Source organism: Nonomuraea composti (genome assembly GCF_012034275.1).
GTDB lineage: Bacteria > Actinomycetota > Actinomycetes > Streptosporangiales > Streptosporangiaceae > Nonomuraea > Nonomuraea composti.
In genome coordinates, this window is the sequence record NZ_JAATEP010000012.1 from 68,634 (window position 1) to 86,454 (window position 17,821).

At 71.5% G+C, this 17,821-nt stretch carries 15 protein-coding genes; 9 read left to right on the forward strand and 6 right to left on the reverse strand.

All coding sequences use genetic code 11. The annotated features are described in order from the left end of the window. The first annotated feature begins 1 nt into the window (after position 1). Entirely contained in the window at positions 2 to 265 is a 264-nt protein-coding gene (locus tag HCN51_RS18690) for a DUF6510 family protein (protein ID WP_080044272.1), read from the forward strand. A gap of 147 nt (positions 266 to 412) precedes the next feature. After that, on the forward strand, positions 413 to 1,816 hold the full coding sequence (locus HCN51_RS18695) for an LCP family glycopolymer transferase (RefSeq protein ID WP_168010844.1): 1,404 nt from the start codon (positions 413 to 415) through the stop codon (positions 1,814 to 1,816). 9 nt (positions 1,817 to 1,825) lie between these two features. On the opposite strand, the gene HCN51_RS18700 is transcribed toward HCN51_RS18695, so the two are convergent. After that, entirely contained in the window at positions 1,826 to 2,401 is a 576-nt protein-coding gene (locus HCN51_RS18700; protein WP_080044270.1) for an NADPH-dependent F420 reductase, read from the reverse strand. Between the two features lie 179 nt (positions 2,402 to 2,580). Next, entirely contained in the window at positions 2,581 to 2,751 is a 171-nt protein-coding gene (locus HCN51_RS18705) for a DUF3073 domain-containing protein (protein ID WP_080044269.1), read from the reverse strand. 87 nt (positions 2,752 to 2,838) lie between these two features. Between HCN51_RS18705 and HCN51_RS18710 the strand changes: the two genes are divergently transcribed. Further along, positions 2,839 to 3,171 (forward strand): ArsR/SmtB family transcription factor, encoded by a 333-nt coding sequence (locus HCN51_RS18710; RefSeq protein ID WP_043615149.1) that lies wholly within the window; start codon positions 2,839 to 2,841, stop codon positions 3,169 to 3,171. Positions 3,172 to 3,181: 10 nt separating this feature from the next. Here HCN51_RS18710 and HCN51_RS18715 read toward each other — a convergent pair whose 3' ends face one another. After that, positions 3,182 to 3,742 carry a hypothetical protein gene (locus tag HCN51_RS18715; protein ID WP_080044268.1) on the reverse strand — a complete coding sequence of 187 codons (561 nt, stop codon included), beginning with the start codon at positions 3,740 to 3,742 and terminating at the stop codon, positions 3,182 to 3,184. A gap of 77 nt (positions 3,743 to 3,819) precedes the next feature. Here HCN51_RS18715 and HCN51_RS18720 point away from each other — a divergent pair, with 77 nt between their 5' ends. Beyond that, positions 3,820 to 4,332, forward strand: coding sequence for a PadR family transcriptional regulator (locus HCN51_RS18720; protein ID WP_080044267.1), 513 nt, complete (start codon positions 3,820 to 3,822; stop codon positions 4,330 to 4,332). 10 nt (positions 4,333 to 4,342) lie between these two features. Continuing rightward, positions 4,343 to 5,221, forward strand: coding sequence for a 1,4-dihydroxy-2-naphthoyl-CoA synthase (locus tag HCN51_RS18725; RefSeq protein ID WP_168010845.1), 879 nt, complete (start codon positions 4,343 to 4,345; stop codon positions 5,219 to 5,221). A 333-nt stretch (positions 5,222 to 5,554) separates the two neighbouring features. On the opposite strand, the gene HCN51_RS18730 is transcribed toward HCN51_RS18725, so the two are convergent. Continuing rightward, complete coding sequence (locus HCN51_RS18730; RefSeq protein WP_168010846.1) at positions 5,555 to 6,505, reverse strand: lipase family protein; 951 nt, start codon at positions 6,503 to 6,505, stop codon at positions 5,555 to 5,557. Positions 6,506 to 6,615: 110 nt separating this feature from the next. Between HCN51_RS18730 and HCN51_RS18735 the strand changes: the two genes are divergently transcribed. Beyond that, positions 6,616 to 7,530, forward strand: coding sequence for an aminoglycoside phosphotransferase family protein (locus HCN51_RS18735; RefSeq protein WP_168010847.1), 915 nt, complete (start codon positions 6,616 to 6,618; stop codon positions 7,528 to 7,530). A 46-nt stretch (positions 7,531 to 7,576) separates the two neighbouring features. Here the strand turns inward: HCN51_RS18735 and HCN51_RS18740 are convergent, their stop codons facing one another. Beyond that, entirely contained in the window at positions 7,577 to 8,488 is a 912-nt protein-coding gene (locus HCN51_RS18740) for an NADP-dependent oxidoreductase (protein ID WP_168010960.1), read from the reverse strand. A gap of 147 nt (positions 8,489 to 8,635) precedes the next feature. On the opposite strand from HCN51_RS18740, the gene HCN51_RS18745 reads away from it, so the two are divergent. Genes HCN51_RS18745 through HCN51_RS18755 form a run of 3 tightly spaced genes read left to right on the forward strand, consistent with a single transcriptional unit; the run spans position 8,636 to position 16,148 of the window. Then, complete coding sequence (locus HCN51_RS18745; RefSeq protein WP_168010848.1) at positions 8,636 to 9,199, forward strand: OB-fold-containig protein; 564 nt, start codon at positions 8,636 to 8,638, stop codon at positions 9,197 to 9,199. After that, positions 9,199 to 11,292: a flotillin family protein gene (locus HCN51_RS18750; protein WP_168010849.1), complete on the forward strand. Its 2,094-nt coding sequence runs from the start codon at positions 9,199 to 9,201 to the stop codon at positions 11,290 to 11,292. Before HCN51_RS18745 ends, HCN51_RS18750 begins: the two co-directional genes overlap by 1 nt. Beyond that, positions 11,289 to 16,148, forward strand: coding sequence for a DNA repair ATPase (locus tag HCN51_RS18755; protein ID WP_168010850.1), 4,860 nt, complete (start codon positions 11,289 to 11,291; stop codon positions 16,146 to 16,148). Before HCN51_RS18750 ends, HCN51_RS18755 begins: the two co-directional genes overlap by 4 nt. On the opposite strand, the gene HCN51_RS18760 is transcribed toward HCN51_RS18755, so the two are convergent. Next, positions 16,137 to 17,759 carry a TlrC/CarA/OleB/SrmB family ABC-F type ribosomal protection protein gene (locus tag HCN51_RS18760; protein WP_168010851.1) on the reverse strand — a complete coding sequence of 541 codons (1,623 nt, stop codon included), beginning with the start codon at positions 17,757 to 17,759 and terminating at the stop codon, positions 16,137 to 16,139. The two genes, HCN51_RS18755 and HCN51_RS18760, sit on opposite strands and share 12 nt — an antisense overlap. Positions 17,760 to 17,821 lie beyond the last annotated feature (62 nt).

The following is a 17,821-nucleotide window of genomic DNA, read 5'->3' on the forward strand; positions in this document are numbered from 1 at the left end:
CATGACCGAGCATCTGGACGGCAACGCGCTGGCGGGCCCGCTGAGCGAGATCTTCGCCGTGGACGTGACCTCCGCCACCGGCCGCTGCGTGAGCTGCGGCCTGGCGGGCCCGGTCGCCTCACTGCGCGTCTACGGCCCCGACCCGGGCCTGGTCGCCCGCTGCCCCGGCTGCGAGGAGGTCGTGCTGCGCCTCGTCCGCGGCCCCGGCACGGCCTGGCTCGACCTGCGCGGCACGGTGTCGCTGCGGGTGAACCTGCCCGAGTGAACGGCCCTGGCGATCGCCGGTGAGCGCACGCTGAGGACGCAACTCCCTGTCTGACTGAGTACACTCAGGCTCGATCAACGGCCGAGATCTGTACGGCGAGGCTCTTGGCCATGGGCGGTGCCCGCGGCCCCGTCCTGTGGGAGTCACGTGAGCAGCGGGCTTGTCGACGCGCCACCTTCTGAGCCCGGCGCGCCGCCCCGGCGGCGCCGCCGCTGGCTGCGCTGGGTGATCGCGGTCACGGTGACCGTCGTCCTCCTCGTGACCGGCGTGGCGGTCGGCGTGTACGCGCGCCTGACCGGCAACATCGAGCACGAGAACGTCACGGCCGAGGACCTCGGCGCCACCCGGCCGCCCAAGGTGGCCGGCACCGCCATGAACGTCCTGGTCGTCGGCTCCGACCAGCGCAACGGCAAGAACGCGAAGTACGGCAGGGTCGCGGGCGAGCGCACCGACACGATCATGCTGGCGCACCTGTCGTCCAAGCGCGACAACGCGATGGTGATCAGCTTCCCGCGCGACTCGGTCGTCCAGCTCCCGGCCTGCCGGGCCACCAAGGGCCTGCCGGGCCAGCAGGCGCACGTCGGCATGATCAACGAGTCGTTCAACTCCGGCGGCATCGCCTGCACCTGGAAGACGATCGAGTCGCTGACCGGCATCCACATCGACCACTTCGTGAAGGTCGACTTCACCGGCTTCAAGGGCATCGTGAACGCGGTCGGCGGCGTCGAGGTCTGCCTGCCCGAGGCGATCAACGACAAGAAGGCCCTCCTGCACCTGCCCGCGGGCAAGCAGACGCTCAACGGCGAGCAGGCGCTCGGCTACGTGCGCGCCCGCTACAGCCTCGGCGACGGCTCCGACATCGGGCGCATCCAGCGGCAGCAGATGTTCATCGCCTCGATGGTGAAGAAGGTGATGAGCGGCGAGACGCTGACCGACCCGGCCAAGCTCCTCGGCACCCTCGACGCCGCCACCCAGGCCATCACCACCGACCAGGGCCTGACGACCGGCGTCATGAAGGACCTCGCGGTCAGCCTCCAGGACCTCGACATGAGCAAGATCCGCTTCATCACCACGCCGTGGCACTACTCGCTGACCCAGCCGGGCCGCGTGGAGTGGGTGCCCGACCAGGCCAAGCGGCTGTTCCAGATCGTGGCCAAAGACCAGAGCGTCGAGGGCGTCAAGGGCGGCCAGGCCAAGGTGGGCCGCTCGAAGATCCAGATCGAGCTGCGCAACGGCACCTGGCGCGGCGGCCTGGCCACCGAGGTCGCCGCCTTCCTCGAACAGCGCGGCTACCACATCGCCAAGATCGGCGACACGGCCACCAAACCCCAGGCGAAGACCACGATCTTCTACGGGCCCAACGGCGAGACCCGGGTGCCCACGCTCTCCAACGATCTCCAGAGCTCCGCCACGCGGGCGGTGCCGGCCGCTCGTACGAACCGGCTGATCCTCGTCGTCGGGAACGACTGGAAGGGCCTCAAGCCGCTGCGGACCAATGACACCGAGGCGATCAAGGGCTTCGACGCCACCCACGACTCCTGCGCGGCCTGACCTTTTTCATCACAGCGCCTCGGAGAGCCCGCCTCCGTCGATGGCGGTGAACCCGGCGTCCTCGATGAGCGGCACCACGGCCTTCTTGGCCTCGTCGTCGTCTCCCCAGTAGGGCATGTCGGCCCGCGCCCCGCCGCGCTGGCCCGCGATGCCGAGCTCCAGCAGCTCGTTGGGGTACTTCGTGTTGAACGTGCGCACGAGGCGGACGTCGCCGAGCACGTGCTGCTGGTACTGAGGGCTGGTCAGCCCGCCGGGGACGGCCACCACCACGGCCGCGCCGTCGCGCTCGCCGATCGGGTTGCTCGGATCCACCACGATCTTGCCCGCGAGCATGCCGTCCAGCTCCGCGACCACCGCCGGGAACTCCTCCCAGCCGACCGCCAGCACCACGACCTCGCCGAACCGCGCCGCCTGACCGGGCTCCCCGCCCCGTGCCTGACCATCTGCGGCACTGGCGGCGGCACTGGCGGCGGCGGCCGCGCGGGCAGGGTCGGCGTCGCTGAAGAACACGTCGTGGCCCGCCACCGCGAGCAGTCGGCCGAGCGGCGAGCCCAGCCTTCCGGAACCCACGATTCCTACGCGCATGTCAGGATCTCCTCGTCACCGGGGATGTGCCCAGAGTGACGGACGACATGCCTGCCTTCGGAAGGCTTTGCCCGTGGATGGCCCACTGAAGGATGCAGTGAACGACGCAGTGGATGGCGCGGTGAGTGGTGCTGCGGCGGCGCCTGGACGGACACCGCCGACTCACCGGCCGGCCGGCGTCACCGCCCGCGCTCGGCCTCCTGCTCGACGGCCGTGGGCGGGTACATCTCCTCACGACGCGTGTCAACGCCCAGCTCTTCGCGGAGCCGGTCGTAGTCGATGTTGTGGTTGGCGTACTTCAGCTGGCGAGCGACCTTCGTCTGCTTCGCCTTGGCTCTTCCTCGGCCCATGGCAACTCCCTAGTCCCCGCTGTCCATGCTATCCGACAACATAGCGACTTGAAGAATTATGCAACTGCACTGGATTACTCTGACAATATGCACGTGGAGGTCTACCAGGCCAAGGCCGACTTCTTCCGAACCCTCGGCCACCCCGCTCGCATCCGAGTGTTGGAGCTACTCCAGGAAGGGCCGCTACCCGTCAGGGATCTTCTGGCCCAGATCGACATCGAGGCATCGAGCCTCTCCCAGCAGCTCGCCGTCCTGCGCAGAGCGGGGATCGTGAGCGCGATCCGCGAGGGCAGCACGGTGGTCTACACGCTCGCCACGCCCGAGCTGGCCGACCTGCTGGGCGCCGCCCGGCGCATCCTCACCGACATGCTGGCCGACCAGGGGGAGCTGCTCGCGGAGCTGCGGGCAGAGGTGACATAACTCACCCCGATCAACCCTCGTTCACGAGAGACCGCCGCACGCGCTTCGGGTACCAGGCGGTGAACACGGCGGGAAGCGCGAACGACAGCGCCTTGATGGCGATCACCAGCGTGGTCGCGTGCGGCGCGACGGAGAGCACGAGCGTCAGGGAGACCGCGGCGACGGTGAAGGCCGCCGCCCACACCGTGGTGATGACCGCGTTGACGCGGTAGAACCGCGGGGTCTCCCAGACCTCCTTCGGCGCCATCGTGCGGGCGATGCCGAGCGTGAACGGCTTGCGGATGGCCAGCGAGCCCCAGGCCGTGCCGGCCAGCCAGACGTTGACCAGCGCGGGCCCGTACGGCGTGAGCGGCGAGTCCGGCACCACCAGCGAGAACACCGTGAGGCAGGCGAAGAAGACCGCAGCGCTGGTCTCGATCACGATCTCGTCCCACGCCTTGCCCGACCTGCGGTCGATGGTCACGAGCGCGGCTGCGATGACGAGACCGGCGATGGCGCCCCAGCGCCACTCGTCGCCGGTGGCGATGAACGCGTAGACGATCCAGGGCAGGAAACCCAGCAGGCCGCGCATCGGTGAAGCTCCTTTGACATTCCTAAAATGACATGTCGAAGGTAGAACCTCCTGCCGGAATATGTCAATATAGGAATATGAGCCTTCGACACGCCGTGCTGGGCCTGCTCTCCGAGGGGCCCGCGAGCGGATACGACCTGATGAAGACCTTCGACGTCTCGCTCGCCAACGTCTGGCCGGCCACCCAGAGCCAGCTCTACTCCGAGCTGGGCAAGCTGGCCGACGCGGGGCTCGTGGACGTCGTGGCGGAAGGCCCGCGCGGCCGCAAGGAGTACGCGATCACCGAGGAGGGCCTGGCCGAGCTGCGCCGCTGGGTCACCGACGTCCCGCCGACCCGGGTGATGCGCAGCGACATGCTCCTGCGGGTCTTCTTCCTCGCCCAGGTCTCCCCCGAGCAGGCCCGCACCTACCTGCGCGGGCTCGCCGAGGAGGCGGCCAAGAGCCTGGAGCACATGGAGAGCATCCGCCCGTTCGTCGAGAGCGGCGCCGACAACCTCTCCGTGTACGGCCGCCTCGCCCTCGAGTACGGCCTGCGCCTGGCCAAGAGCCAGAAGGAGTGGGCCGAATGGGCCGAAGGCACCATCCGTTAGGCTTCCCGCCATGGTCTCCGAGCTGTTCGATCCCAAGGCGTGGCAGCCGGTCGAGGGATTCGACTTCACCGACATCACCTACCACCGGGCCGTCGACCAGGGCACCGTGCGCGTGGCCTTCAACCGCCCCGAGGTGCGCAACGCCTTCCGCCCGCAGACCGTCGACGAGCTCTACCGCGCGCTCGACCACGCCCGGCAGACCACCGACGTCGGCTGCGTCCTGCTCACCGGCAACGGCCCCTCGCCCAAGGACGGCGGCTGGGCCTTCTGCTCCGGCGGCGACCAGCGCATCCGCGGCAAAGACGGCTACCAGTACGCCGACGGCACCCCCTCCACCGGCCGCCTGCACATCCTGGAGGTGCAGCGGCTCATCCGCTTCATGCCCAAGATCGTCATCTGCGTGGTGCCCGGCTGGGCCGCCGGCGGCGGGCACAGCCTGCACGTCGTCGCCGACCTCACCCTCGCCAGCGCCGAGCACGCTCGCTTCAAGCAGACCGACGCCGACGTGGCCAGCTTCGACGGCGGCTTCGGCTCGGCGTACCTGGCGCGGCAGGTCGGGCAGAAGTTCGCCCGCGAGATCTTCTTCCTCGGCGACACCTACACCGCCGCCGACGCCCACCGGATGGGCATGGTCAACGCCGTCGTCCCGCACGAGGACCTGGAGCGCACGGCCCTGGAATGGGCCCGCAAGATCAACGGCAAGTCGCCCACGGCGCAGCGGATGCTCAAGTTCGCCTTCAACGCCGTCGACGACGGGCTGGTGGGGCAGCAGGTGTTCGCGGGGGAGGCGACGCGGCTGGCGTACATGACGGAGGAGGCCGCCGAGGGGCGCGACTCCTTCCTGGAGAAGCGCGAGCCCGACTGGTCCCCCTTCCCTTGGCACTACTGACCGCCACCAGGCCCCACCCCGCCCTGCCCGACGCCGGGTAGCGCGAGCGGGGCAGGGCCGACGCGGCCTTCGCCTCACTTGCGCGCGCGCCCCTTCCCTCCGCGCGCTTCCCCCTTCCCGCGCGCGTCCCCTTCCCCCGCGCGTTTCCCCTGCCGGCGCCGGGTGGGCGGGCGGGGCAGCGCCAGCGCGGCCTTCGCCTCACTTGCGGCGCGCGTTCCCTTCCTCGCACGCATTCCCGCTGCGCGCTTTCCCCTTAAGGGACAGCACCGAAGTACGGCGAGGCACGAGGGCGCGGAACGCGAGGCGCGAGGGGCGAAGCGCGAGGGGCGGGGGTCAGGTGCAGGCGTGGCCGATGGGGCCGGCCACCGTGCCGTGGCGGAGGTAGTGGTCGATGGCGTGCGGGCTGTCGCTGTTCTCGACCTCGACCTGGCTGAGGGGCGTGCCCCACGCGGGTTCCAGCGGGTGGCCGAGCGCCACGATGTCGTTCACGTCGTACGTGGTCAGCCACCGCACCCCCGGATGCCGGGTCCCCGGGGCGAGCAGGTGGCGCTGGATGGTGGGCAGGCCGAGCGGCGAGCCGGCCGTCACCCAGAGCAGCACCCGCCTGCGGACGGCGTCCTCCACGAGCAGGTCCCTGGACACGACGGTCCCCAGGCTGTGGGTGACGAGCACGAGGTCGCCGGTGGCGGGCAGGAGGCGGCGCACCTCGTCGAGGACGGGGCGGCGGCCGCGGGTGAAGTACACGGCGACGTCCTGGAGGAAGACCTTGATGATCTCCTTGTCGACGCTGGTGTGCCGGGAGATCCAGGTGAGCAGGCGCCGGGCCAGCGTCCAGGACAGCAGGTCGGAGAGCCCGATCATCTCGACGGGCACACCCGCACGCCCGGCCGGAGCGGCGGTGGCGAGCAGATCAGCGCCTGCGGGCACATCGGGGCTGAGGGGCGCATCGGGGCCGGCGGTGGCGAGTGCTTCGATCGGGGCGCCGGCCTGGGCGGCGAGGTCGGCGAGCAGGAGGCGTTCGAGCGCACCCACGTCCTCCGGCATGAACGGGTGGAAGGGCATCTCCTCGGCCCCGTCGGCGGGCAGGTCCAGGACGTCGGCCTCCTTGGCCGCCTGGGCGGCGATCCGGTGCAGGACGTTGCCGTAGTACGGCAGCACGGCCGGCAGGGTGAGCGCGGGCAGGCCGAGCCCGGCGGCCAGCGCGGCGCTCCACTGCCCGAGCAGCACCTTCGGGTCCTTGCCCTCCTGCCCCCGCCCGTGGATGAACACGATCGTCGCCGCCATGGCCGCCCCTCCCTCCATCGGGCTGTCAGCGTAGGCACGGCGGGTGCCGGGGTGCGTCAGGGTTCGGCTTAGGGGAAGCCCTAGAGCTGCCGCCTTGGCACACTGGGGTCATGAGGATCAAGGTGCCCGAGGCGCTGACCGAGTCACATCTGAGATTCGAACAGGATGCGGGGCCGGGCTGGAACGCCGCGCTGCCCGCGCTGGCCGAGCGTTACCTCGACGAGTGGGAGTTGCGGCTGGACGGCGAGCCGAGTCACGGGATCGTCGCCCTGGTGCTGCCGGTGTTACGCGCCGACGGCACCCCCGCGGCGCTCAAGCTGCAGCCCGTGACCAGCGAGACGGTGGACGAGGCCCTGGCCCTGCGCACGTGGGCGGGCGACGGCTCGGTGCTGCTGCTCGACTCCGACCCCGAGACCGGCACGATGCTGCTGGAGCGGCTCGACCCGGAGCGGCCGCTGTCCGTGGTGCCGGACGTCATGGAGTCCTTGGAGGTGCTGGCCGGGCTGCTGCGCCGCCTGTCGGCGCATCCGGCCCCGGCGGGGATCCGCCATCTCGGCGACGTCACCCGGGGCATGCTGGAGCGCGTGGACGAGGCGGCCGCGCGGGTGTACGGCGATCGCGACCGCTACTGGCTGCGCTGGTGCGCGGGGGCGGTCGCCGAGCTCGTCTCGGAGCCCGGCGACCGGCTGCTGCACTGGGACTTGCACTACGACAACGTGCTGGCGGGCGAGCGCGAGCCGTGGCTGGCCATCGACCCCAAGCCGCTGGCGGGCGACCCGGGCTTCGAGCTGTTCCCCGCGTTGTGGAACCGCTGGGACGAGGTGATCGCCAGCGGTGACGTGCCGCGCGCGGTGCTGCGGCGCTTCGACTTCCTGGTGGACGCGCTCGGCCTCGACCCGCGGCGGGCGGCCGGCTGGACGCTCGGCCGCGTCCTGCAGAACTTCCTGTGGGACGTGGCGGAGGGCGAGCGCGTGCTGGCCGAGATCCTGGTGCGGGTGGCGGAGGCCGTACGCGCCAGGTGGTGACGACCCCGCCCCGGCTCGGCGGTGCGGGCGAAGATCAAGCAGCTCGCTAGACGGTGAGGACGACCTTGCCCTGGCCGTGGCCGGTCTCGATCTCCCGGTGCGCGTCCGCGGCCTCCTCCAGCCGGTACGTCCTGCGCACGGGGAAGGCGAAGGCGCCTTCGGCGTACAGCCGGGCGTAACGTCCGAGCCGTTCGGCCGTCCGCTCGCCCTGCACCACGCGGACGCCCAGCTCGGCGGCCTTGCCGTGCTCGACGAGCGTGACGATGCGGGCGCGGTCGCGTACCAGCTCCAGCGAGACCTCCAGGGCGTGCCCGCCGGCGCCGTCGAGGGCGGCGTCGATGCCGCCGGGCGCGAGCGCGCGCACGCGGTCGGCCAGGCCCTCGCCGTAGGCGACGGGGACGGCGCCGAGGGCGCGCAGGTAGTCGTGGCCCGCTTCGCGAGCGGTGCCGATCACGGTGGCGCCGCGCCTCCTGGCGATCTGCACGGCGGCCGTGCCGACGGAGCCGGCGGCGCCGTGCACGAGCAGCGTCTCGCCCTCGGCCAGCCCCATCCCGTCGATGGCCAGCTCGGCCGTTTGCACGCCGGAGGTCAGCCCGCCGGCCACCTCCCACGGCACCGCCGCGGGCTTGGCCGTCACGTCGGTCGCGGGCACCACGATGTACTCGGCGTAGGCGAACAATCGGGAGAACCCGAGCACCTCGGCTCCTACGGCGATGCCGGTCACGTCCGCGCCCACCTGGTCCACCACGCCGGCGAACTCGTTGCCGGGGATGCGCGGGAAGTCCACCTCGCCCAGGTACGGCGGCAGCCATCCGGCCCGTACGGCCGTGTCGAAGGGTTGCACGCCGGCCGCTCGCACCCGCACCCGCACCTGCCCGGGGCCCGCCTGGGGCGCGGGCAGCTCCATCACCTTCAGCACTTCGGGGCCGCCCGGCTCGGCGAACGCCGCCGCTCTCATCAGTTCGGTCATGGCGGCCAGCCTGCTACCTCAACCGCGCTTGAGGTCAAGTCGCCAACCGTTTCGGGAACTTTCCTCTTTAGTCGCGCTTTATCTGTATATAGTCCGACAAGGACATCGCAGGGGGACCGGTAGTACCGAGGCGGGATGACCGACTTCTTACACATCGCACTGAGCTTTCCGACTGTCATTTTCACTTTCCTTCTCGTGGTGGTCGCCGTCTATTGGCTGACCGTCATCACCGGCCTCTTCGAGGCGGAGGACGACGCCACGTGGCTGGGCCTCGGGGGAGTCCCAGCGGGGATCACGCTGTCACTGCTCATCGCGCTGGCCTGGCTGCTCTGCCTGATCGGCAGTGTGCTGACGCCGGCCGGCGCGATCGTCGCCGTGCCCATCGCCGTGCTCATCGCCGCGGTGGCCCTGGCCTGGCTGGCCGTGCGCGGCCTGCTCAAGCCGCTACGCAGGCTGTTCCCGCAAGGGGACACGCGCTCGCGTGGCGACTTCATCGGCCAGATGTGCGTGATACGCACCGGCACGGCCACTCCGGACTTCGGCCAGGCCGAGGTCACCGCCGCCGACGGCGCGTCCGCGGTCGTGCAGGTGCGCACGACCGGCCAGGACCGGCTCGCGCGCGGCGACAACGCACTCATCTTCGAATACGACAAAGACGGCGAATTCTTCTGGGTCATGCCGTACGAAAGTGAGCACTGATGGACGTCATCTCCACCGGCTTCGGCGTATTCCTCGCCGTCGTGCTGGTCATAGTGATCGGTCTCGTCATCGTCATCGGCCGCCTTTTCCGCAAGGTCGAGCAGGGCAAGGCGCTGATCGTCTCGAAGGTCAACAAGGTGGACGTCACGTTCACCGGCGCCGTGGTGCTGCCCGTGATCCACAAGGCCGAGATCATGGACATCTCGGTCAAGACCATCGAGATCGAGCGGACCGGCCGCGAAGGGCTCATCTGCCGCGACAACATCAGGGCCGACATCAAGATCACGTTCTTCGTCCGGGTGAACAAGACCCAGGAGGACGTCATCAAGGTCGCCCAGGCCATCGGCACCGCCCGCGCCAGCGACGAGGCCACGCTGCAGGAGCTGTTCAACGCGAAGTTCTCCGAGGCGCTCAAGACCGCCGGCAAGCACCTCGACTTCGTCGACCTCTACACCAAGCGCGACGAGTTCCGCGACGAGATCGTCCGGCTGATCGGCACCGACCTCAACGGCTACAGCCTTGAGGACGCCGCCATCGACTACCTGGAGCAGACCTCGCTGGCCCAGCTCGACAAGAGCAACATCCTCGACGCCCAGGGCATCCGCAAGATCACCGAGCTGACGGCCATCGAGCACGTGCGCACGAACGAGTTCCAGCGCAACGAGGAGAAGGAGATCACCCGCCAGAACGTGGACGCCCGCGAGGCCATCCTGGAGCTGGAGCGCCGCCAGGCCGACGCCGAGCTGAAGCAGCGCCGCGAGATCGAGACGGTCAAGGCGCGCGAGGAGGCCGAGATCGCGCGCGTCCAGGCGGAGGAGCGGCTGCGCGCCCAGGCCGCGCACATGAAGACCGACGAGCAGCTCGGCGTGCAGAACGAGAACCGGGCCCGCGAGATCGCCGTCGCCGAGAAGAACCGCGAGCGCGTGATCGCCATCGAGAGCGAGCGCATCGAGAAGGACCGGCTGCTGGAGGTCATCGCCCGCGAGCGGGAGACCGAGCTGTCGCGCATCGCCAAGGACAAGGAGGTCGAGACCGAGAAGCGGTCGATCGCCGAGGTGATCCGCGAGCGCATCGCGGTCGACAAGACCGTGGCCGAGCAGGAGGAGTCGATCAAGCGGCTGCGCGTGGTCGAGGAGGCCGAGCGCACCCGCCAGCAGGTGATCATCGCCGCCGAGGCCGAGGCCCAGGAGAACCTGGTCAAGGACATCAAGGCGGCCGAGGCCGCGGAGGCCGCCTCGAAGTTCAAGGCGCGCGAGGAGCTCGTGCTCGCCGAGGCCCGCCAGCAGGCCGCCGAGCTTGAGGCCAGGGCGAAGATGCGGCTGGCCGAGGGCGTCCAGGCCGAGTCCGCCGCCGCCGGGCTGGCGCAGGTGCAGGTCAAGGAGCGCGACGCGGAGGCCATCGAGAAGGTGGGCCGCGCCGAGGCGCTGGTGCTGAAGGAGAAGCTGGCCGCCGAGGCGGACGGCGCCCGCGCCATGGCGCTGGTGGAGGGTGACCGGCTCAAGGCGCAGGCCGCGGGCGAGCAGGCGATGGCCCTGGCCGGCGCCGCCGCCGTGGGCGAGAAGCTGAAGGCCGAGGCCGAGGGCCTGACCCAGAAGGCCGCCGCGATGGCCGCCCTCGACGAGGCGAGCAGGGCGCACGAGGAGTACCGCCTGCGCCTTGAGGCCGACAAGGAGATCCGGCTCAAGCACATCGACGTCTCCCGGCAGGTGGCCGAGTCGCAGGCCAGCGTGCTGGCGGCGGGCCTGGCCAAGGCCAACATCGACATCGTCGGCGGCGACACCATGTTCTTCGACAAGGTGGTCGGCTCGATCACCGCGGGCAAGGTGGTGGACGGCTTCGTCGACCACTCGCAGGTCGCGGGGGCGATCGTCTCCCCGTACGTCAACGGGACCGCGAGCCTGGCGGCGGACCTCGCGAGCGTGGTCGGCGGCGTGCGTACCGAGGACCTGAAGAACCTGACCGTGTCCGCCCTGCTCATGCGGCTCATTGCGGACGGCGGCCCGCAGTCGACGGCGCTCGGCGAGCTGTTGGAGACGGCCCGCAGGCTCGGCGTGGCCGACTCGCCGGTCGCGGCGCTGGCCGGCGCCAAGTGAGCACCGGCGCCGACCGGCGCGAAGCGGGCACCGGCTCCGGCCGGCCCGAAGGGGGCACCCTTGAAGCGGGCCTGGAGGCCGGGACGTACGAAGTCCTGCGCAACCGCCTCCAGGCCCAGGCCAAGGCCCTCGCGGAGGCGGCCGAGGCGGTCAACCAGGAGCGGCTGCGCGTCTTCGGCGGCGCGGAGCTGCGCCTGCTCGGCACCGAGCGGATCAGGACCGAGAACAACTGCGTCCCCAGGGACATCGTCTCCCTGGGCGACGTGATGCTCTTCGGCTACAACGTCTTCATCGGGCTCAAGCCGGAGACGACGGTCGCGGACGTGTTCGCCGTGCACCGCTTCTCCCGCGAGGGCGACGCCTTCCGCTTCGACGCCGACCGGCTGGAGGCGCTGGACGATCCGGCGTTCAGGAAGGACTTCGCCGAGCTCTACCGCTACTACAAGGAGACCAGGCTCCAGCAGTTGCGGCGGGTGGAGGGCAAGCTGCTGGCGGTGTTCCAGACGGGGCCGGCGGACACGCGGGTGCTGCGCTGGACGGTCAGCACCTCCGGAGTCCCGAAATATCAGGACAATCGGGGGGAGCGGGACCACACGTTCCCCCCGTCCCACGACTTCGAGTGGACGCCCACCACCCGCGACGACCACGTCCTCGGCCGCCACCCGCACATCTCCATCGGCGGCGAGGTGTTCGTCGAGACCGTCGGCGGCGACCTCACCATCAAGATCGAGGACAACACGGAGACCGGCGCCGGCATCTACTCCGAGCCGGTCGCCGAGCCGCTGCAGAGCCTCGCGGACGCCGACGTCGAGTACGCCCGCGTCGGCCCGCTGATCCTCATGCGGATCCGGCCGTACAAGGAGACCGAGCGGCGGCACCTCGTCTTCAACACCCGCACCAAGACGGTCGTCCGGCTCGACGGCATCGGGCAGGCCTGCCAGCGGCTGCCCGAGGACCAGGGGCTCATCTTCCCCGGCGGCTACTACCTGGCCACCGGCGTCAGCAAGACGTTCGACACGGACGTGAGCGACCTGGAGTTCGAGCGGGTCGTCCGCTCCCCCAACGGCGAGGACGTCCTGTACGTCTTCCACGCCCGGGGCGACGGGCGCTCGCTGCTGCTGCCGTACAACGTGATCAGGAAGGAGGTGGCCACCCCCCTCGTATGCCACGGGTACTCGCTGTTCGACGACGGCACGATGGTGGTCTTCCGCGCCACCTCCGACGAGCCGACCCGGGTGCACCCGATGCAGGTGTGGCAGACGCCGTACGTGTCGGACACCTACGCCGCCGCCCAGCCCACCGGCACCGGGCCGCTGGAGCGCATCGGCAACGCCGAGCTGGTGCGCGGCATCTCCGACTGCCTGTCCGTGGCGCGCATGGTCGAGGAGATGGCGCCGTCGGCCGGCACGTTCGAGGGGCTGATCGCGGCCTGCACGCGGGCGTTCGACTCCTACCACTGGCTCGGCGAGCACGGCCTGCGCGGGCCGCTCGCCGACGTGCGCGCCACCGCCGAGCAGGTGCTCGACGAGTACGAGAACGTCGAGCAGCTCACCCGCCAGGCCGCGCGGACCCTTGAGGCGGCCACCGAGGAGACCACCCAGCTCGTCCGCCGCGCCAGGGCCGACACCCCGGCCACCGCCGACGCCTGGGTCACGTTGCTGGCCACGCTGCGCCGCGCCCAGGGGCACCTGGTGACGCTGCGCGAGGTCCGCTACGTCGACCTGGCCGCCCTCGACAGCCTGTCCGCGTCCGTGCGGGAGGAGCTGGGCGCGGCCGGGAAGCGGGCCGTGGCGTTCCTGTCGGGCGCGGACGCGTTCACCGCCTACCACGCGGCCGTCGAGGCGCTGGCCGCAGAAGCCGCCGCGATCGGCACCGTCGCCGAGGCGGCGCCCGTCGCCGACCGGCTGGCCGAGCAGGCCGAGGGGCTGGAGGTGGTCACGGAGGTCGTCGGGTCGCTGGACATCGCCGACGCCACCGTCCGCACCTCGATCCTCGGCCGCATCGCCGAGGTGCTCGGCGGCGTGAACCGGGCCAGGGCCGTGCTCGACGGGCGGCGGCGCGAGCTGCTCGGCTCGGAGGGGCGGGCCGCGTTCGCCGCCGAGTTCGCGCTGCTCGGGCAGGCCGTCACCGGCGCGCTGGCCATGGCCGACACGCCGGAGAAGTGCGACGAGCAGCTCGGGCGGCTCATGCTCCAGGTCGAGGGGCTGGAGTCGCGCTTCGGCGAGTTCGACGACTTCGCCGCGCAGCTCGCCGCCAAGCGGGACGACGTCTACGAGGCGTTCTCGGCCCGCAAGCAGACCCAGCTCGACGACCTCGCCCGCCGCGCCGGCCGCGTCTTCGCCTCCGCCGAGCGCATCCTCGCCAGCATCACCAGGCGGCTGGGGTCGCTGGCGTCGCCGGACGAGGTCAACACGTACTTCGCGACCGACCCGATGGTGGCCAAGGTCCGCTCGGCCGCCGCCGACCTGCGCGGGCTCGGCGACGCCGTACGGGCAGAAGAGCTCGACGGGCGGGTGAAGTCGGCCCAGCAGGAGGCCGGCCGGGCGCTGCGCGACCGCCTCGACCTCTTCTCGGACGGCGGCGAGACCCTGCGCCTCGGCCACCACCGCTTCGCCGTCAACACCCAGCCGATCGACCTGACGCTGGTGCCCGGCGACGGCGTCATGCAGTTCGCGATCACCGGCACCGACTACCGGGCGCCCGTGCCCGCCTCCTTCGACGACACCCGGCCCTTCTGGGACCAGACGCTGGTCTCCGAGACGGCGGAGGTCTACCGGGCCGAGCACCTGGCCGCCTCGCTGCTCGACTCCGTCACCGCCGGGGCGCCTCTGGAGGAGCTGGTCCGCCGGGCCGCCGAGGAGCGCTACGACGAGGGCTACGAGCGCGGCGTCCACGACCACGACGCCACCCTCATCCTTGACACGCTGGTCCGGCTGCGGGAGGGGGCCGGGCTGCTGCGCTACCCCGCCGCGACGCGGGCGGCGGCGCAGCTCTACTGGGCGTTCGGGACGGACGAGGTTTCACGTAAAACATGGGCCGCCCGCGCCGCCTCGCTGGTCAGAGCCCGCACGATCTTCGGTATCACGCCCGCCCTCGGCGACCTGGCCGGCGAGCTGGACCGGGCGATCGCCGCGTTCCTACCCGGCCTGGGCCTGCCTCCGGTCGGGCTCGCCGGCGAATACCTCGTCGAGGAGCTGGGCGGCACGCCCGCCGGGTTCGTCACCGCCAAGGCCGCCCTCGACCTCCTCGACGGCTTCCGGCACGCGCTCGGGCCGGTCAAGCTGCGTGAGTTCGAGGAGGACCTGAAGGCGCTGCCGCTGCCCGAGCGGGTCCAGCTCGCCCACGCCTGGCTCACCGCCTACCACCAGGGGCCGGAGGTGGCCGAAGCGCTCGCCGTCCAGCTCTGCGATCACCTGCCCCGCCACGACTCCAGCGCCACCACCGGCGAGACCGTCGACGGCCTGCTCGGCACCCACCCGAGGATCAAGGACCGCAAGCTGGACGTCCGCCTCGACGAGCTGCTGCCCAGGATGCGGCGCTTCGCCCAGGAACGCGTCCCCGCCTACCGCGCCTACCAGCGCCGCAGGAACGAGCTGGTCGAGGCCGAACGTCGCCGCCTGCGCCTGGACGAGTACAAGCCGAAGGTCATGAGCGCGTTCGTCCGCAACCGCCTGCTCGACGAGGTGTACCTGCCGCTGATCGGCGACAACCTCGCCAAACAGCTCGGCGCCGCCGGCGCCGGCCGGCGCACCGACCAGATGGGCCTGCTCCTGCTCATCTCGCCGCCCGGCTACGGCAAGACCACCCTCATGGAGTACGTCGCCAGCCGCCTCGGCCTCGTCTTCGTCAAGGTCAACGGCCCCGCCCTCGGCCACGAGGTCACCTCGCTCGACCCGGCCGACGCGCCCGACGCCACCGCCCGGCAGGAAGTGGAGAAGATCTCCTTCGCGCTGGAGACCGGCAACAACACCCTGCTCTACCTGGACGACATCCAGCACACCTCGCCCGAGCTGCTGCAGAAGTTCATCTCGCTCTGCGACGCCCAGCGCCGCATCGAAGGCGTGTGGAACGGCCGCACCCGGACGTACGACCTGCGCGGCAAGCGGTTCGCCGTGTGCATGGCCGGCAACCCGTACACCGAGTCGGGGCAGCGCTTCCGCATCCCCGACATGCTGGCCAACCGCGCCGACGTGTGGAACCTGGGCGACGTCCTGTCCGGCAAGGAAGAGCTGTTCGCGCTCAGCTACGTGGACAACGCGCTCACCTCCAACCCCGTGCTCGCGCCCCTGTCCGGCCGCGACCGCTCCGACGTCGAGCTGCTCGTCCGCCTGGCCAGGAACGACCCCGCCGTCCGGCCCGACCAGCTCAAGCACCCCTACACCAAGCCCGAGCTGGACCAGATACTCAGCGTCCTGGCCAAGCTCGTGCGGGTGCAGGAGGTCGTGCTGGCCAACAACCGGGCCTACATCGCCTCCGCCGCCCAGTCCGACGCCGCCCGCACCGAGCCGCCGTACCGGCTGCAGGGCTCCTACCGCAACATGAACAAGCTGGCCGAGCGCATCGTGCCCGCCATGAACGACGACGAGCTCGAAGCGGTCATCGACGACCACTACCTCGGCGAGGCCCAGACCCTCACCGCCGACGCCGAGTCCAACCTGCTCAAGCTCGCCGAGCTGCGCGGCCGCCTGACCCCCGCCCAGGCCGAGCGCTGGGCGGCGGTCAAGGCGGCCTACCTCAAGGCCAAGGCGCTCGGCGGGGCCGAGGACGACCCGATGACCCGGGCCGTCGGCGCCATCGGCCTGCTCGCCGACCGGGTGAGCGAGGTCGGCACGGCCATCAGGGAGTCAGACCGCTGAGCCCGCACGCAGCTCCAGGTGGGCGCCCGTGAAGGCGGCACGCATGCGGCGGTCGTGCGTGACGATCACCAGCGCGCCCTCGTACGAGGTCAGCGCCGCCTCCAGCTCCTCGACGAGCTGCGGCGACAGGTGGTTCGTCGGCTCGTCGAGGAGCAGCAGGTCCACCGGCTCGGTCACCAGGCGGGCCAGCTCGATCCTGCGGCGCTGCCCGTACGACAGCTCGTCCAGGCGCAGCCGCAGGTCGGCGGGCCGGAACAGGCCCAAGGCCAGCAGCGCGTCCGCGTGCTCGTCCGGCGGGCCCGGCCGGCCGGCGGCGAACGCCTCCAGCACCGTCCACCCCGCCGGCCCGGCCTGCCCGTCCTGCCGCAGGTGGCCGACGCGGCCCGTCCGGCGCACGGTGCCGGCGTCCGGCCGGAGCTCGCCCGCCAGGACCCGCATGAGCGTGGTCTTGCCGGCACCGTTCGGACCGGTGACGAGCAGCCGCTTGCCGGCCCGCACGGTGAGCGCGTCCAGCCGCAACCGGCCCTCCACCCGCACGCCGTCGAGCGTCACCACCGCGCCTTCCAGGGGGCTCGTCCTGAAGGCGGGGGTGAAGCGGAGCGGGTCCGGGGGCCGGGTCGCCGGGTTGTCCCTGAGCCACCGCATGCGCTGGTGGGACTGCCGCACGCGCCCCGCCGCGCCGTGCGTGCGCGCCCGCGCCCGCCAGGCGCCGGTGCCCATGCCCGCCTTGGCCATCTTGCGCGGGATCGCCGCCATCCGCCCGGCGTTGGCGGCGACCAGCTCGGAGTGCCGGGCCAGCTCGTGCTTCCACTCCTCGTACGCCCGCAGCCGCGCCGCCCGCTCGGCGGCCTTGGCGACGAGGTAGCCGGAGTACCCGTCCCCATACCGGCGCACCTGCCCTTCGGCGACCTCCAGGACGACGGAGGTCACCCGCTCCAGGAACATGCGGTCGTGCGTGATCGCCACCACGGTGCCCCGGTGGGTGCGCAGCCGCTGTTCGAGCCAGGCCACGGCCCGGTCGTCCAGGTCGTTGGTCGGCTCGTCGAGCAGCAGCAGCTCGGGGTCGGCGGCCAGGGTGGCGGCCAGGGCGAGCCGGGAGCGCTCGCCGCCGGAGAGCGTGCCGACGGGGCGTGCCCGGCCGAGCCCGGGCAGGCCGAGCCCGTGCAGCGCGGCGTCCACCCGCGCGTCGGCCTCGTAACCTCCGCGCGCCTCGAACTCCGCCACCAGCCGGGCATACCCCTCGGCACCATCGCTGGAGTCCTGCGCGTCGGCGGTGGCGAGGGCGTGCTCGGCCGCCCGCATGCGGGCCTCCAGGTCGCGCAGGTCGGCCAGGGCGAGGTCGACGACGTCGGCCACCGTGGCGTGCGCCGGCAGTTCCAGGGACTGCGGCAGGTACCCCATGCCGCCGGGCGCGACGACCGTGATCTCGCCGTTGTCCGCCCGCTCGGCCCCGGCCATGAGCCGGAGCAGCGTGGACTTGCCGGCCCCGTTGTCCCCGATCACCCCGATCCGCTCGCCGGGCCGGACGGTGAAGGACACGCGGTCGAGGACGACGCGGGTGTCGTAACGCTTGGTGATCTCGGCGAATGCCAGTTGGGCAGCAGTACGCATAAAGGGCCCACCCCCTCTTCTCGGCTCGGAACATGACCGGTGTGAGGCGGCACGGGCGGAGC

What these genes read in the sequence shown, in the direction of transcription:
- HCN51_RS18725 (WP_168010845.1), top strand. Translation starts at nt 4,343, where the DNA reads ATGGTCTCCGAGCTGTTCGATCCCAAGGCGTGGCAGCCGGTCGAGGGA.
- HCN51_RS18740 (WP_168010960.1), bottom strand. Translation starts at nt 8,488, where the DNA reads ATGAGAGCGGCGGCGTTCGCCGAGCCGGGCGGCCCCGAAGTGCTGAAG.
- HCN51_RS18690 (WP_080044272.1), top strand. Translation starts at nt 2, where the DNA reads ATGACCGAGCATCTGGACGGCAACGCGCTGGCGGGCCCGCTGAGCGAG.
- HCN51_RS18730 (WP_168010846.1), bottom strand. Translation starts at nt 6,505, where the DNA reads ATGGCGGCGACGATCGTGTTCATCCACGGGCGGGGGCAGGAGGGCAAG.
- HCN51_RS18760 (WP_168010851.1), bottom strand. Translation starts at nt 17,759, where the DNA reads ATGCGTACTGCTGCCCAACTGGCATTCGCCGAGATCACCAAGCGTTAC.
- HCN51_RS18700 (WP_080044270.1), bottom strand. Translation starts at nt 2,401, where the DNA reads ATGCGCGTAGGAATCGTGGGTTCCGGAAGGCTGGGCTCGCCGCTCGGC.
- HCN51_RS18710 (WP_043615149.1), top strand. Translation starts at nt 2,839, where the DNA reads ATGCACGTGGAGGTCTACCAGGCCAAGGCCGACTTCTTCCGAACCCTC.
- HCN51_RS18705 (WP_080044269.1), bottom strand. Translation starts at nt 2,751, where the DNA reads ATGGGCCGAGGAAGAGCCAAGGCGAAGCAGACGAAGGTCGCTCGCCAG.
- HCN51_RS18750 (WP_168010849.1), top strand. Translation starts at nt 9,199, where the DNA reads ATGGACGTCATCTCCACCGGCTTCGGCGTATTCCTCGCCGTCGTGCTG.
- HCN51_RS18735 (WP_168010847.1), top strand. Translation starts at nt 6,616, where the DNA reads ATGAGGATCAAGGTGCCCGAGGCGCTGACCGAGTCACATCTGAGATTC.
- HCN51_RS18715 (WP_080044268.1), bottom strand. Translation starts at nt 3,742, where the DNA reads ATGCGCGGCCTGCTGGGTTTCCTGCCCTGGATCGTCTACGCGTTCATC.
- HCN51_RS18720 (WP_080044267.1), top strand. Translation starts at nt 3,820, where the DNA reads ATGAGCCTTCGACACGCCGTGCTGGGCCTGCTCTCCGAGGGGCCCGCG.
- HCN51_RS18745 (WP_168010848.1), top strand. Translation starts at nt 8,636, where the DNA reads ATGACCGACTTCTTACACATCGCACTGAGCTTTCCGACTGTCATTTTC.